The sequence below is a fragment of the Nocardia sp. NPDC087230 genome (assembly GCF_044744725.1).
In the GTDB taxonomy this organism is placed as follows: Bacteria; Actinomycetota; Actinomycetes; order Mycobacteriales; family Mycobacteriaceae; genus Nocardia; species Nocardia canadensis.
In genome coordinates this window covers 359009-372803 of sequence record NZ_JBIUYV010000003.1, presented here as the reverse complement: position 1 = coordinate 372803, position 13795 = coordinate 359009, and the positions used below count along the sequence as shown (strand labels likewise).

16 protein-coding genes are annotated in these 13795 nt (G+C 70.8%); 3 read left to right on the top strand and 13 right to left on the bottom strand.

All coding sequences use genetic code 11. From position 1 onward, the window contains the following. Positions 1-4: 4 nt before the first annotated feature. Positions 5-673 carry a PadR family transcriptional regulator gene (locus tag ACIO52_RS13830; protein ID WP_218715833.1) on the bottom strand — a complete coding sequence of 223 codons (669 nt, stop codon included), beginning with the start codon at positions 671-673 and terminating at the stop codon, positions 5-7. A gap of 279 nt (positions 674-952) precedes the next feature. Here ACIO52_RS13830 and ACIO52_RS13825 point away from each other — a divergent pair, with 279 nt between their 5' ends. After that, positions 953-1354 carry a nuclear transport factor 2 family protein gene (locus ACIO52_RS13825; RefSeq protein WP_402643993.1) on the top strand — a complete coding sequence of 134 codons (402 nt, stop codon included), beginning with the start codon at positions 953-955 and terminating at the stop codon, positions 1352-1354. A 2-nt stretch (positions 1355-1356) separates the two neighbouring features. Here ACIO52_RS13825 and ACIO52_RS13820 read toward each other — a convergent pair whose 3' ends face one another. Beyond that, complete coding sequence (locus ACIO52_RS13820) at positions 1357-1947, bottom strand: TetR/AcrR family transcriptional regulator (RefSeq protein ID WP_218721697.1); 591 nt, start codon at positions 1945-1947, stop codon at positions 1357-1359. A gap of 73 nt (positions 1948-2020) precedes the next feature. Here ACIO52_RS13820 and ACIO52_RS13815 point away from each other — a divergent pair, with 73 nt between their 5' ends. Continuing rightward, on the top strand, positions 2021-2866 hold the full coding sequence (locus tag ACIO52_RS13815; RefSeq protein ID WP_402643990.1) for an SDR family oxidoreductase: 846 nt from the start codon (positions 2021-2023) through the stop codon (positions 2864-2866). Between the two features lie 17 nt (positions 2867-2883). On the opposite strand, the gene ACIO52_RS13810 is transcribed toward ACIO52_RS13815, so the two are convergent. The 9 genes from ACIO52_RS13810 to ACIO52_RS13770 all read right to left on the bottom strand — a co-directional run bounded on the left by ACIO52_RS13810 (position 2884) and on the right by ACIO52_RS13770 (position 11566). Next, on the bottom strand, positions 2884-3534 hold the full coding sequence (locus ACIO52_RS13810; protein ID WP_402643987.1) for a maleylpyruvate isomerase family mycothiol-dependent enzyme: 651 nt from the start codon (positions 3532-3534) through the stop codon (positions 2884-2886). 89 nt (positions 3535-3623) lie between these two features. Further along, positions 3624-4406, bottom strand: coding sequence for an acyl-CoA thioesterase domain-containing protein (locus tag ACIO52_RS13805; RefSeq protein ID WP_342801389.1), 783 nt, complete (start codon positions 4404-4406; stop codon positions 3624-3626). A gap of 147 nt (positions 4407-4553) precedes the next feature. Then, on the bottom strand, positions 4554-6692 hold the full coding sequence (locus tag ACIO52_RS13800) for a primosomal protein N' (protein WP_342801388.1): 2139 nt from the start codon (positions 6690-6692) through the stop codon (positions 4554-4556). A 14-nt stretch (positions 6693-6706) separates the two neighbouring features. Further along, complete coding sequence (metK, locus tag ACIO52_RS13795) at positions 6707-7918, bottom strand: methionine adenosyltransferase (RefSeq protein WP_218721692.1); 1212 nt, start codon at positions 7916-7918, stop codon at positions 6707-6709. A 246-nt stretch (positions 7919-8164) separates the two neighbouring features. Then, a complete protein-coding gene (coaBC, locus tag ACIO52_RS13790) occupies positions 8165-9382 on the bottom strand; it encodes a bifunctional phosphopantothenoylcysteine decarboxylase/phosphopantothenate--cysteine ligase CoaBC (protein ID WP_218721690.1) in 1218 nt (405 codons plus the stop codon). A gap of 28 nt (positions 9383-9410) precedes the next feature. Further along, a complete protein-coding gene (gene rpoZ, locus ACIO52_RS13785) occupies positions 9411-9770 on the bottom strand; it encodes a DNA-directed RNA polymerase subunit omega (RefSeq protein WP_374104921.1) in 360 nt (119 codons plus the stop codon). Beyond that, a complete protein-coding gene (gene gmk / locus ACIO52_RS13780) occupies positions 9718-10302 on the bottom strand; it encodes a guanylate kinase (protein ID WP_218721686.1) in 585 nt (194 codons plus the stop codon). The genes rpoZ and gmk overlap by 53 nt, the downstream gene beginning before the upstream one ends. Before the next feature lie 5 nt (positions 10303-10307). Beyond that, entirely contained in the window at positions 10308-10628 is a 321-nt protein-coding gene (gene mihF, locus ACIO52_RS13775; protein WP_043653536.1) for an integration host factor, actinobacterial type, read from the bottom strand. Between the two features lie 347 nt (positions 10629-10975). Then, entirely contained in the window at positions 10976-11566 is a 591-nt protein-coding gene (locus tag ACIO52_RS13770; RefSeq protein WP_402643981.1) for a TetR family transcriptional regulator, read from the bottom strand. A gap of 30 nt (positions 11567-11596) precedes the next feature. Between ACIO52_RS13770 and ACIO52_RS13765 the strand changes: the two genes are divergently transcribed. Then, a complete protein-coding gene (locus ACIO52_RS13765; protein WP_402643979.1) occupies positions 11597-11944 on the top strand; it encodes a DUF6463 family protein in 348 nt (115 codons plus the stop codon). A gap of 16 nt (positions 11945-11960) precedes the next feature. On the opposite strand, the gene ACIO52_RS13760 is transcribed toward ACIO52_RS13765, so the two are convergent. Together ACIO52_RS13760 and ACIO52_RS13755 are read right to left on the bottom strand one after the other, a co-directional pair. Continuing rightward, a complete protein-coding gene (locus ACIO52_RS13760) occupies positions 11961-12617 on the bottom strand; it encodes a response regulator transcription factor (RefSeq protein ID WP_218721683.1) in 657 nt (218 codons plus the stop codon). Next, entirely contained in the window at positions 12608-13732 is a 1125-nt protein-coding gene (locus ACIO52_RS13755) for a sensor histidine kinase (RefSeq protein WP_402643976.1), read from the bottom strand. The genes ACIO52_RS13760 and ACIO52_RS13755 overlap by 10 nt, the downstream gene beginning before the upstream one ends. Between the last annotated feature and the right edge of the window lie 63 nt (positions 13733-13795).

The following is a 13795-nucleotide window of genomic DNA, read 5'->3' as shown; positions in this document are numbered from 1 at the left end:
TGAATTATCGGGGGTCGTCCCCGGGCGTGACATCGTCCTCGGCGAGGATCCGATACAGCGCCCGCCGGGTCTCGGTGAGCACCTCGGCGGCCTTGGCCGCCTGCTCCGCCGTCCCGACCTGGGCGACCTGACCGACCGCGCCCATGACCTGCCCGACCAGGCCGCGCAGATCCAGCGCCTGGGCGCCGACGTCCTGCTTGACCTCGGCCCACGGGTCACCGAGTTCCTCGCGATTGGCCTCGACATAGGCCTTGCCCTCGCCGGTGAGCTGGGCGGTCTTGCGACCGGCCACCTTCTCGATGAGCACCAGTCCCTCGTCCTCCAACTGGGCCAGGGCGGGGTAGATCGACCCCGGGCTCGGACGCCAGATGTCGTCGCTGCGCTCGCGGATCTGCTGGATCAGCTCGTAGCCGTGCATGGGCCGCTCGACGAGCAGCAGCAGCACCGCGGCGCGCACGTCACCGCGCCTGCCCCGGCCGCCGCGGCCGCGTCCACGACCGAAGCCGGGACCGAAACCCGGGCCGAACCCGGGGCCGAAGCCCGGCCCGAACTCGGGACCGTGCCCGTGTCGCCCGCCCCGGCGGAACTGCCGCCGATCGGGACCGAATTCCGCGGGGCCGGGTCCACGACCGCGACCGAAGTGTCCGAATTCTCGATTCTCTGCGTTGTGCATGACAGCCTCCTCAGGCTCTCTCGTTGTTCTTGACGTTATCGACGATATATCGACAATGCATCGAGCGCAAGGGGTCCTCTGAAATCACCATGACGGAGCCGCGCCTGGCGCACCGCGGGCAGCCACATCGAGCACATCTACACCAAGATCGGGGTGCACAGCCGTGGCTCGGCCGCGGTGTTCGCGATGCGCCACGGTCTGCTGCCGGACGAGGATCAACCCGCGAAGATCGGGTGATCACCCGATGTCCGACCGGTGCGTGGGGCCGACACTTCCGAGATGACTGCTTCCACCCTCCCCCCGAAGTCGACCGAATCCCCGGTCGCCGACGCGTTTCTCGCCGCACTGATCCGGCGCGACTTCACCGCCATGACCGCCTGCCTCGCTCCCGAAGTGCGCCTGCACGGCCTCATCCCGCCCGGCCCGTTCGACGCGCTGGGCCCGGCCGCGACTATCGACCGGTTCCGCGGCTGGTTCGGCGGACCGGACGACTTCGCCGTCGTCGACGCCGGTCACGAACGCCGCGGCGACAAGCTCGCCCTGCACTGGCTGGTCCGGATGCGGCCGACTCACGATCCCGGCGCGGCCAGGATCGCCGAGCAGCGGGCGTTCCTGACGACCGCTCAGGACCGGATCACCACGATCGATCTGCTGTGCTCGGGTTGGCAGCCCGCCGGGTGAGCTCAGCCCCGCCCGGCCAGCTCGTCGATCCAGCGCGCCAACCGCGCGCCCTCGGTCACCATCAGGCCGGGGTCGCGGAAGGTGTTGGCGAGCAGTGAGATTCCCTGATATGCCGCGACGAAGGCGACGGCGAGTTCGGCGGCGTCGGGCCTGCCGAGTTCGGCGAACTGCCCCCGGGCCCAGTCGATGAGCAGGCTCATCAGCCGTGCCGGTTCGCCGCCGAAGGCATCGGGACGCTTGTCGAGTTCGGCGGCCAGCGAGCCGGTCGGGCAGCCGTAGCGCGCGGCGAGATCGCGCTGCTCCACCCAGCTCGCGACCATCGCCTTCAAACGCTCGGCCGGGCCGGGCAGCGGCTCGATCCCGGCGACGATCTCCGCCAGCACCCCCGCGTGCGTGTCGATGACGGCCTGGACGAACTGATCCTTGGTCTTGAAGTAGTAGTAGACGTTGCCGACCGGCACGTCGGCCGCGGCGGCGATGTCGGCGATGGTCGTCTTCTCGACGCCCTGCTCGTAGAAGACCCGCGCGGCCGCCGCCACGAGCCGCTCCCGCTTCCCGATCTTCGGCCGCCCCTGCGCCACTGAGTCAGTCATGCAACTAACTATAGACAGCCCCGTCGATCGTTGCTACGGTGAGTTAGTCAGCCAACTAACTCAAGGAGTTCTCATGATCGTCGTCACCGGTGCCACCGGCAATATCGGCCGCACGCTCGTCGGCCTGCTCGCCGAGGCGGGTGAGCGGGTCAGGGCCGTGTCGCGTGGCGCCGCGCCCGTCGACCTGCCCGCGGGGGTGGAGCACGTCGTGGCCGACCTGGGCGACCTCGACAGCCTCTCCCCCGCGCTCCAGGGCGCGGACGCACTGTTCCTGCTGATCACCGGCGAGCAGCTGATGACCGGGCCCGAGCCCGCTCAGCTGCTGAAGGCCGCGTCCGCGGCCGGTATCGGCCGGGTGGTGTTCGTGTCCTCGCAAGGCGCGGTGACCCGGCCCGACTCCGCCGGCTACGCGCGCACCATCGCGTTCGAGCGGGCGCTGGCGGAGTCCGACCTCGCCTGGACCGTGCTGCGGCCGGGCGCGTTCTTCTCCAACACCTATGCCTGGATCGAGCCGGTGCGCACCGCGCGCACCGTCGCCGCGCCGTTCGGCGAGGTCGGCCTGCCCGCGGTCGACCCGGGCGACATCGCCGCGGTCGCCGCCGTCGCCCTGCGCGCCGATGGGCATGCCGGACGCGCCTACACGCTGACCGGTCCGGCGCTCGTGACCCCGCGAGAGCAAGCGGCCGCGATCGCCGCGGCCGTCGACGAGCCGATCAGCTTCGTCGAACTCGACGCCGCGCAGGCGAAGGCGAACATGCTGCGCTTCATGCCGGAGGCGGTCGCCGACCACACGCTGACCATCCTGGGCACGCCGACCACGGCCGAGCAGGAGGTCAGCGGCGATATCGAGCGGGTGCTCGGTCGCCCGGCGACCTCGTACGCGCAGTGGGTGCTGCGGCAGCGCGCGCTGTATCTCTGAGCAGGGTCCAAGCCCGCTCAGGGCTTCTCGGCCAGGCGGGCTCGCAGCGTCGGCAGGCCGGGCCCGGTGAGGTCGTCGGCGTAGGTGCTGCGGCCCGCCATGACCATCACCAGCGCGATCGTCGGACCCGTGACCAGCGGCCCGGCGCCCGTGGCGAAGGGCCCGTCGGTGGCGTCCAGGCGCAGGCCGGCGATGGTGGTCCGGCTGGGCACGGTGAAATCGCGGCTCGCGTAGAAGTCGGCGACCGCGGTGGCGGCGGCCGTCGTCGGGGTGGTGGGCAGCCCGAGCGGACGCCGGATGTCCTGACCGTGCACGACGACCTCGCCGAGCCAGGCCGCGGTGTGCCCGGACGCCGCGGTCGTGCTGGTGGCGATCGATCGGAACCGGGCGAGCGTCTCGGCGGGTGTGGCCCCGCGGTGCTCGGCCAGCCGCCGGGCATTGTGCAGATCGAAGTCGAAGCGGGCGCCGAGCACACTGGCCAGCCAGCGCAGTCGCCCGATGCTCGCCGCGGCGGTCAGGTGGGCGACGACCTCCTCGACCACCCAGGTCCCGCACAGCGACGGCCGGGTCCACTGCGCGTCGTCCAGACCGGCGAGATCGTCGGCGAGGGCCGCCCGTTCGGCGTGGGTCATCGCCCACAGCTCGTCGCGGGAGAGAGGTGTCGCCACGGGGCCTCCAGGCACGGTTCGGGGACGCGCGGGCGTGCGCCGTCGTCAGTGCAGACGACGCGGGCACCCCGAATTCATCGGTGCCGGTCTCAGCCCTCAGCGGTCGCGGGCACCGGTTCGCCACGGTGCGCGGGGGCCGACCGGCGCCGGTCGTTGGCCACGGCGGTGATCACGCAGGTGCCGAGCGGGCCTTCGCGGTCGTACATCGTCGCGGTACTCACCGCGACACCGGCGTTGCCGACGTGGTCGAGGGCCTGCATGCCGAGTTCCGGGCCCACCGGCAGGCGGGACAGGGTGAGCGTCATGTCGGCGTTGATGTAGCCGACCCCGCGCGAACCCCAGTGGCAGACGAGGTTGGTGAGGTCGCCGGTGGCGGCGGCCCGCTGGAACGGGGTGAACGGTTCCCCGGCCACCAGCGGCGGCAGGTTCTGCCAGGTGACCTTGCGCTCGGCGTCACGCGCCGCGCCGAAGTCGGTGATCCAGTCGCCGTCACCGGACTTGAACAGTGGAAGGGCACCCCGCGGATCGTCGCGTCGTTCCGTCGGGACCGGCAGCGTCCGTGGCGGTTGCCAGACCGTTCCCGGCGGGTCGTCGGCGGCGGCCAGGAAGGTCACTGTCGCCCTGGCTCGCGTCTGGTCCTGCTGGACGAGCCAGGAATCGACGACCTTGATGCGATTGCCCGCCCGCACCACCGCGCTGTGCAGCGTGATCGGGTCCCGGGTGACCTGCTGGAACAGGTCGACCGAGAGCCGCGCCGGGACGAATCCCGTTCCCGGACTGTGCTTCTCGGCCTCCAGCGCGAGCAGGCCGCACACCGCGACGCCGTGCAGCTGATTCGGCGACCAGCGGCTCACCGCCAGATCGTTCGCCACGTACGTCCCGTCGCGTGTCGTGAAGAACTCCACCACGATCCTCTCTGCTCACCCGAGGTCATGGTAGGACAGGGTTCGGGACCACCACTGCGGCAGGCGCGCGACGACCAGGCCGACCGCTGTCGCCGGGCGCCTCCGACCCGACCGTCAGCCGATGTCGACCGGGTCGATCTGCACCCGCAACGGCGCGTCGGACCGATGCGAGCTGCGCACCGCCTGAGCCGCCGTGAGCGCCCGGGCGAGGGGACCGCCCTCGGTCCGGCCCACCCGCAGCAGCATGCGCTCGACCTCGGCCGGTTGGTCGGAGCCGGAGAAGGGTTTGCGGGCCGTCGGCGGCAGCGGCACCGGTCCGAGGATGTCGACCCGGTCCGGCAGCTGGGTGGCCTCGAGCAATTCGGCGATGGCGGCGGTGGTGCCGTCGATCGCCGCCAGCCGCACCGCGGGCGGGAAGCCGACCTCGGCGCGCGCCGCCAGCTCGGCGGCGGCGTGATGGACCGGGTCCCAGCGCACGAGCGCCTGCACGGTGGGCAGCGACGGCTCGGCCATCACGATCACCTGCCCGCGCGGGCGGACCAGCGCGGCGGCGCCCATCCACCGACGCAAGGTGTCCTCGGTCGCGCGCAGGTCGGCCCGTCCCAGCAGGGCCCAGCCGTCCAGCAGCAGCGCGACCCCGTAGCCGCCCCGCACCAGCGGTTCCGCGCCGACGGTCGCGACCACGACCTGCGCACCCGGTTCGACGCTGTCGAGCACTTCCCCGCCACCCGAGCCACGGATCGGGACACCGGGGAAGGCGCGGCCGAGTTCTTCGGCCGTGCGGGCGGCGCCGATGACCATCGCGCGCAGTGCGCGCGCACCGCACGCCTGGCAGCGGAAGGCGGCCTCGGTGATGCCGCACCAGCGGCACTGCGGGCTCGCGGCTTCACCCGTGCTCGACTGTGGCAACGCCAACGGCCCGTTGCAGTGCCTGCAGCGCGCGGGGGTCCGGCACTTCGCGCAGGCCAGCGAGGGGACATAGCCGCGCCGGGGCACCTGGACCAGGACCGCGGCGTTCTCCTTGATCGCCGCGCGGGCGGCGGCGAACGCGACACCGGGCATACGGACCGCCCGCGCCAGCGCGTCGCGTTCCAGCGCGAAGTCGGTGTCGCCGGGCGCGCTGATCCGGGGCATCACCTCGCGCAGCACCTGGCGTTCGGCGAGCAGGTCTCGCGCCCAGCCGGACTCGACGACGGCCTGGATCTCCGCGGTCCTGGCGAAACCGGCCGCGACGAAGGCGGCGCCGGTCTCGTGGGCGCGCAGCATCGCCACTTCCCTGGCATGCGGATACGGTGCCCGCGGCTCGGCGTAGGTGTCGTCACCGTCGTCCCAGAGGGCGATCAGTCCGAGATCACGCGCGGGCGCGAAGACGGCCGCGCGGGTACCGACGACGACGCGCGCCTGTCCGCGCAGCACCGCCAGCCACCGCCGATACCGCGCGGCGGGCCCCAACCCGGCCGACAGCCCGACGGCCGAATCCCCCACCAGCCGAACGCATTCGGCGAGCAGCCGATCCAGGTCGCGCTGATCCGGCACCATCAGCACGGCACTGCGACCGCTCGCGACCACGGTCGCGGCGAGCTCGGCCAGCCGCGCCGCCCAGTCCTCCCCGGGCAGCGCCTGCCAGGCCGCCCGGGGTGCGCGTCCGGCACTCAGCGCGGCCACGAAGGCGCCGCCGTGCTGGTACCTGTTCCACGCGGTGGTATCGACAGGATCGCTCGCCACCGCGTCCGGAACCGCTGCGGGCGAATCCTTTTCGACGCAATCGCCCGGACCCGCCGCTGGTGACGACGGGCCGTCCGCCGGCGAATCGGCTTCAGCAGCAGCCGGTTCCGCTTCGTCGAGCGCGGATTCTGTTGCGGCAGTGGACTTCTTGGTTCCGCCGGTCTCGGTACGGGCGTGGCGGGGCGGGATGGCCAGGCGCAGGACATCGGCGCGGGTGCCCGCGTACCGGGCGGCGACGGCGGTGGCCAGCCGCAGGATCTCCGGGGTGAGGACGCGCTCCGGGGAGACGACGCGTTCGAGCTTCACCATCTTGCCGGTGTGCTCGCTGTGCGGAAGACGTTCGAGCAGGTACCCGTCGACGAGGCGGCCGGCGAACCGGACTCGGACCCGAACCCCCGGCTGCGCGATCTCGTCCAGTTCCGGGGGTACCAGATAGTCGAAGTCGCGGTCCAGGTGCGCAGGCGACAGCAGCGGGAGCACCCGAGCGATCGGGTGTCCCGCTGCTGTCGTCGTGTCGTCCGCTGCCACGCGGGCGGTGGGTCTTACAGGCCGACGGCCGCGCGCAGCTTGTCGGCGCGGTCCGTGTGCTCCCAGGGCAGATCGACGTCGGTGCGGCCGAAGTGACCGTAGGCCGCGGTCGGCGCGTAGATCGGGCGCAGCAGGTCCAGGTCGCGGATGATCGCGCCCGGACGCAGGTCGAAGACCTCCGAGATGGCGGCGGAGATGCGGGCCGGATCGACCTTCTCGGTGCCGAAGGTCTCGACAAACAGGCCGACCGGCGCCGACTTGCCGATCGCGTACGCGACCTGCACCTCGACGCGCTCCGCCAGCTCGGCGGCCACGACGTTCTTGGCGACCCAGCGCATGGCGTAGGCGGCCGAGCGGTCGACCTTCGACGGGTCCTTGCCGGAGAACGCGCCACCACCGTGGCGTGCCATGCCGCCGTAGGTGTCGACGATGATCTTGCGGCCGGTCAGGCCCGCGTCACCCATCGGGCCACCGAGCACGAACTTGCCGGTCGGGTTGACCAGCAGGCGGATGTCGGAGGTGTCCAGGGTCGGCAGGTTCAGATCGCCGATGACGGCGTCGACGACCTTCGACCGGATGTCGGGGGCCAGCAGGTTGTCCAGGTCGATGTCGGCCGCGTGCTGGGTCGAGATGACCACGGTGTCCAGCCGGACCGGCTTGTCACCGTCGTATTCGATGGTGACCTGGGTCTTGCCGTCGGGACGCAGGTACGGCAGCACGCCGGACTTGCGGACCTCGGTGAGCTTGCGCGAGAGCCGGTGCGCGAGCGCGATCGGCAGCGGCATCAGCTCGGGGGTGTCGGTGGTGGCGTAGCCGAACATCAGGCCCTGGTCACCGGCGCCCTGCCGTTCGATCTCGTCGTCGGAACCGCCGACACGCGCCTCGTGCGAGGTGTCGACACCCTGCGCGATGTCGGGCGACTGGGCACCGATCGCGATGTTCACACCACAGGAGTTTCCGTCGAAACCCTTTGCGGAGGAGTCGTATCCGATCTCGAGGACCTTCTCGCGGACGATCCGCGGGATGTCGGCGTAGGCGGAGGTGGTGACCTCGCCCGCGACATGCACCTGACCCGTGGTCACCAGGGTCTCCACCGCGACCCGGCTGCGCGGGTCCGCCGCGAGCAGCGCGTCGAGGATGGAATCGCTGATCGCGTCACAGATCTTGTCCGGATGCCCCTCGGTCACGGACTCACTGGTGAATAGCCGACTACCTGTCGTACGCACAGTTATTCCCTCTCCCTCAACGGGTTACTCGTGTCGGCTTGTGACGGTAACTTCTCGGTGCTACCGCACAACCCTTCTTCTCAGACTATTCCAAACCACCGACGAGGTGGCGCAGTGCACACAGACTGTCCCGGACTGTTCACCGAACCGGCGAAGGCGCCCACGGACGGCGTCCACACGCCGTACACTGCGCGACGATCCTTGCAGCGCAACAGATCTCGCGAAGCTATCGGCGACCGTACCCGGTCAGCGCAGGAGCGGGACGAGCGCGTCGAGCACCCGGCTGGCCAGCAGCGCCTTGGACCCGTGATCGAGGGCCTGTTCGGTGCCGTCGGCGCCGAGCAACCAGCCGTCGTTGGTGTCCACCTCGAACGCCTTGCCCTCCCCGACCGCGTTGACCACGAGCAGATCGCAGCCTTTACGGGCCAGTTTGGCGCGCGCGTGGGTGAGCACGTCACCGTTGTCGTCCCCGGTCTCGGCGGCGAAGCCGACGATCGCGGTGCCGGCGAGCCTGCCGTCGGTGCGGGCGTCGACCAAGCCGGCGAGGATGTCCTCGTTCTTGGTCAGCGGGATCACGTCGGGCTCGTCTGCGCCCTTCTTGATCTTCGCAGCGGCCACATGGGTCGGACGGAAATCGGCGACCGCGGCCGCCATGATCACCGCGTCCGCGCCCAGCGCGTGCTTGTCGACCGCGGTCTTGAGCTGGTCGGCGGTGGTGATGTGGACCAGGTCCACGGCGGCGGGCGGCGCGAGCTCGATGGTGTTGCCCGCGATCAGCGTCACCTGGGCGCCACGCTGGGCGGCGACCCGGGCCAGGGCGTAGCCCTGCTTGCCCGAGCTGCGATTGCCGAGGAAACGCACGGGATCGAGCGGTTCCCTGGTGCCACCGGCGGTGATCACCACGCGGCGACCGGTCAGGTCGCGGGGCAGCGCGTCGGGGCGTTCGAGCAGCAGCGAGGCCAGGCCGAAGATCTCCTCCGGCTCGGGCAGCCTGCCCGGACCGGTGTCGGTGCCGGTGAGCCGGCCCGACGCGGGTTCCATGACATTGGCGCCGTGCGCTCGCAGCGTCGCGACATTGGCCACCGTCGCCGGATGCTCCCACATCTCGGTGTGCATCGCGGGCGCGAACAGCACCGGACATCGAGCCGTCAGCAAGGTGGCGGTGAGCAGATCGTCGGCGCGCCCCTGTGCGGCGCGCGCCATCAGATCCGCGGTGGCGGGGGCGATGACGACGAGATCGGCCTCCTGGCCGATCCGGACATGCGGCACCTCGGGCACATCGGCGAACACACCGGTGTGCACCGGTTGGCCGGACAGTGCCTCGAAGGTCGCCTTACCGACGAACTGCAGGGCCGACTCGGTGGGGATGACCCGCACCTGATGGCCGGTCTCGGTGAACCGGCGAACGAGGGCACACGCCTTGTAGGCGGCGATGCCCCCGCCGACCCCGACGACGATCCGCATGGTCTCTACGCCTCCGGAAAAGAGATTGTCACTCGCCCTCGGTGTGCTCGAGCAGGTCGGAGTGGATTTCACGCATGGCGACCGACAGCGGCTTCTCCTGCAGGCCGGGCTCGACGAGCGGGCCGACGTACTCGAGGATGCCGTCACCGAGCTGGTTGTAGTAGTCGTTGATCTGACGCGCGCGCTTGGCCGCGTAGATCACCAGGGCGTACTTGGACGACGTGCGCTCGAGCAGCTCGTCGATCGGCGGGTTGGTGAGGCCGATCGGGGTGTCGTACGCGGGCGCGGCTGCGGTGTCCGTACTCACTAGGGGAGGCTCCTGCGGGGTTAGTGGGTCAAGAACTCGAATTTGTGCTAACGAATAACGATACCAACTGCTCGCAGGCAGTCGTCACCTCGCTGTTCACGATGACCGTGTCGAACTCGTCACAGGCCGCCAATTCGACCCGGGCGGTCTCGAGTCTGCGCTCGATCACCTCGGGCGTCTCGGTGCCGCGTGACCGCAGGCGCGAGACCAGTTCTTCCCAGCTCGGCGGTGCGAGAAACACCAGCAGTGCTTCGGGCATCGCCTGCCGAACCGATCGCGCACCGGCCAGATCGACCTCGAGCAGGACGTGATGTCCGGCCTCCAGCGCTTCGCGCACCGGGGCCGCGGGGGTGCCCGAGCGCTGCAACCCCCCGTGGATGTCTGCCCATTCGAGCAGTTCGTCCGCCTCGATCATGGCGTCGAACTCGGCTCGGGAAACGAAACGGTAGTCCCGGCCGTCGACTTCCCCGGGCCGGGGGGCCCGGGTCGTCGCCGACACGCTGAAAACCAGTTCGGGCAGGCGTTCCCGCACGCACCGCACGACCGTGGACTTACCCACGGCCGAGGGGCCGACCAGTACAACCAGCCGACCCTTCCGCGTGTGTTCGACCACCTGAATCAGGCGTCGAAGTCGAAGCGAGCCAGCAGCGCCTTGCGCTGACGGTCGCCCAGGCCACGGAGCCGCCGGGTGGGGGCGATCTCCAGCTCGGTCATGATCTCGGCAGCCTTGACCTTGCCCACCTTCGGCAGAGCCTCGAGCAGCGCAGAGACCTTCATCTTGCCGAGAATCTCATCGGATTCGGCGTCGGTGAGGACCTGCTTCAGGTTGGTACCGCCACGCTTCAGGCGCTCCTTGAGCTCCGCCCGAGCACGGCGAGCGGCAGCCGCCTTCTCCAAAGCAGCGGCGCGCTGCTCGTCAGTCAGCTGGGGAAGGGCCACGGTTCCTCCGTCTCATCGTTCATTGCTAGATCTACCGCCGGTTACCCGGACGGTCTGTGCGACCGTACCCACGACGCCCGCCGATTGCGAACCCGACCCCCAGGTCAGGGCCGGATTACGCATGCCGTATGGGGCGCGCGGGCCCGATGCGGTGACCGGCGATTCTTCCGCCCCGATCGTACCGCCGAATTCACAAAATGCATCCCCACCTGCGGTTATGCCGATATGGGCGATGTTAGCCATTCGGTTGCGCCCGTGGCGGTCACAGGCCCCGCAAACCCGGTGGCGCGCGACCAGCGGGTTTCCGGAAAATCCCCGCGTGTCGCAGGATTTCGCACAGTGTGTCGTCAAGATCGGGAATGGAAACGATCCAGAACCGCGCCGGTGGCGGTCGCGGTGACCTCGTCGATCCACGCCGGAATCGGCGCCGCGCGGGCGATGTAGTCACGCACCAGGCCGTACGGAATCGCCTTCACCGCGGCCTCCGCGACGGCGGTGGTCTCGGCGTCGGCGGTGCCGAATTCGGTGACCACCGCGGCCAGCAGGGCGGCGTTCATGGCGTCGTTGACCGTGGCGATCTCGTGCCGCAATTCGTCGGGACCGACCGCGAGCAGTTCGTCGCGATGGAACATCTTCATCGCCCTGGCCTCGGTCGGGTGCTCGCGGCAGTACCGGGGCAGGTAGGTCGCCGCGGCCAGCAGCGGCGACGGCCCGGCGAGCGCGTCGAGCAGGCCCTCGTGGAAACGCCGGATCGAGCGCAGCCAGAGCCGGGCGAGCAGTTCGTCACGTGAGGCGAATCGCACATAGATCGACCCGGTGTGCACGCCGGCGGCCTTGCCGATCGCGGCGATGGCGGGCCGGATGATCGCCGGATCGACCAGCAGGTCACGGGCCGCGTCGAGCACCTGGTCGTCGGTGAAGAGACGGGGTCTTGCCACCGGCTCAGCCTAGTGGCACAGTTTATGAACATGAATTCAAGAACTAGATTTCCGCTGGCTGGGGCCGCCCTGGTGTTCATCGCGACCGTGCACACGATCATGGGGGTGGCGTTGCTCGCGGCCGGCGATCAGGGCACCGAACTGTCGTTCTGGTTCACCCTGTTCGGTGTGGTCGGCATCGGACTCGGCCTGGCCATGATCGAGCTGGAGCGCGCTCGCGGTTTCGTCCCGGTGCCGGTCCTCGTCGCCCTCGCCGTCACGACCGTCGCCGGGCTGGCGTACATGCCGCTGTCGGGGTTCCTCACCCTGCTGGTGCCGCTCGGTGTCGGCGCGCTGGGCTGGTGGCGCGGCCGGATTCCCGCCGCGGCGCACGCCTGACCGCGACGAGCACCGGCTAGGCGTCGACCGCACCCGCGCGCAGGTGCTGCAGGATCGCGAGAACGCGCCGGTTGTGCGCTTCGCCCGCGGGGAGGTCCAGCTTGGTGAAGATCGCGTTGATGTGCTTCTCGACGGCGCTACGAGTGACGAACAGCTGCTGACAGATCGCGGCATTGCTCAGGCCCTGCGCCATGAGCTCGAGCACCGCGCGCTCACGCTCGGTCAGCCGGTGCAGCGGCGCATCGGCGCGATTGCGCAGCAGCAACTGACGCACCACCTCCGGATCGAAGGCGGTGCCGCCCGCGCCGACCCGCTCGACGGCGTCCAGGAACGCGCCGATCGCGGCGACCCGGTCCTTGAGCAGGTAGCCGATGCCGCCCGTGCCGGTCAGGAATTCCGCGGCGTGCCTGCGCTCGACGTACTGCGAGAGCACCAGGACCGCGATACCCGGCTGGTCCCGGCGGATCTCCAGTGCCGCTCTGATGCCCTCGTCGACGTGATCGGGAGGCATCCGGACATCGGCGATGACCAGATCGGGCGGCCGGACCCGCACGGCGGCGAGCAGCTCGGTCGCGGTGCCGACGGAGTCCACTATCTCGTGGCCCTCGGCGGTCAGCAACTGGGCCAGGCTCTCGCGCAGCAGCGCGGAATCCTCGGCCAGGGTTATTCGCACGGAACCTCCACGGTGACGGTCGTCGGGCCGCCCGGCGGGCTGTCCACCCTCATCGTGCCGTCCATCGCGGTGACCCGGGTCACCATCCCCGCGAGCCCGTGGCCGGTGGGGTCGGCGCCACCGATGCCGTCGTCGCGCACCCGCAGGCGCACGACCGGCCCGTCGCGCTCGACGCCGACCGCGACGGCCGCGGCCCCGGAGTGTTTGATCGCGTTGGTGATCGCCTCGCTGGCGGCGAAGTAGCAGGCCGATTCGACCCGGTGCGGGGCACGCTCGGTGAGCGCGTAGTCGAGCCGGGTCGGCAGCGGGGTCCGATCGACCAGGGCCTCGAGCGCGGCGTGGAGTCCGTCGCGGGCGAGCATCGCCGGGTAGATGCGCCACGACACCTCACGCAATTCGTCGAGGATGTGGCCGGTCTCGGTGATCGCGCGCCGCTGCAGCTCGGCCCTGGCGGCGCCGTCGGATTCGCGCTCCACCCGCCCGAGCAGGATGGACAGGGCGACCACGCGCTGCTGTACGCCGTCGTGCAGGTCGCGTTCGATGCGGCGGCGCTCGTCGTCGATGATGTCGACCACCTCGGCCCGGGTCGTGGTCAGCTGCGCCACTCGCTGGGCCAGCTCGCCCGAGCCCGGCCGCACGCTGCGCCGCAGCGCCCACGCCTCGGCCCGCACCACTCCGACCAGCCCCTGCACCCCGAGAAAACACAGCACCGCGCCGGGCAGCACGACCACCGCCACCGTCGTCCAGGTGATCTGCCCCGGTGCGGTGGCATCGACGATCGCCACCGCGGCGCCGGTGCTCGCCCCGTACACCAGGGCCGCCGCAACCACGACGCCCGCACCGCACAGCGCGAGCACCACCGCCCCGACCGACCCGATCACCGCGCGAACCGCCAGATATCCGGCCGCCCGCGCGCCCCCGGGGGCAGCGGTCGCGCGAACACCGAGCAGCCGCGTCACCCGCCACCGCTCGACCGCCACGATCCGGTCGGTGACCGGCATCGCGACCGGCGCGGCCAGCACACCGAGCAGGTCGAGCGGCGCGGTGACGACGCCGAGCAGATACCCCGCGATCGCCGCGGCGCCGCGCGATGCTCGCGCCGGAGAAGAACCCATCACCCGATCCTCCCGTGCCCCGGCCACATCGATGACCGCCGCACGGTCACAGCACCGTACGGG

Excerpts from the sequence above, each read along its gene's own strand:
- ACIO52_RS13755 (WP_402643976.1), bottom strand. The coding sequence starts at position 13,732 with ATGGGTTCTTCTCCGGCGCGAGCATCGCGCGGCGCCGCGGCGATCGCG.
- coaBC (WP_218721690.1), bottom strand. The coding sequence starts at position 9,382 with ATGCGGATCGTCGTCGGGGTCGGCGGGGGCATCGCCGCCTACAAGGCG.
- ACIO52_RS13765 (WP_402643979.1), top strand. The coding sequence starts at position 11,597 with ATGAATTCAAGAACTAGATTTCCGCTGGCTGGGGCCGCCCTGGTGTTC.
- ACIO52_RS13815 (WP_402643990.1), top strand. The coding sequence starts at position 2,021 with ATGATCGTCGTCACCGGTGCCACCGGCAATATCGGCCGCACGCTCGTC.
- ACIO52_RS13820 (WP_218721697.1), bottom strand. The coding sequence starts at position 1,947 with ATGACTGACTCAGTGGCGCAGGGGCGGCCGAAGATCGGGAAGCGGGAG.
- ACIO52_RS13825 (WP_402643993.1), top strand. The coding sequence starts at position 953 with ATGACTGCTTCCACCCTCCCCCCGAAGTCGACCGAATCCCCGGTCGCC.
- ACIO52_RS13830 (WP_218715833.1), bottom strand. The coding sequence starts at position 673 with ATGCACAACGCAGAGAATCGAGAATTCGGACACTTCGGTCGCGGTCGT.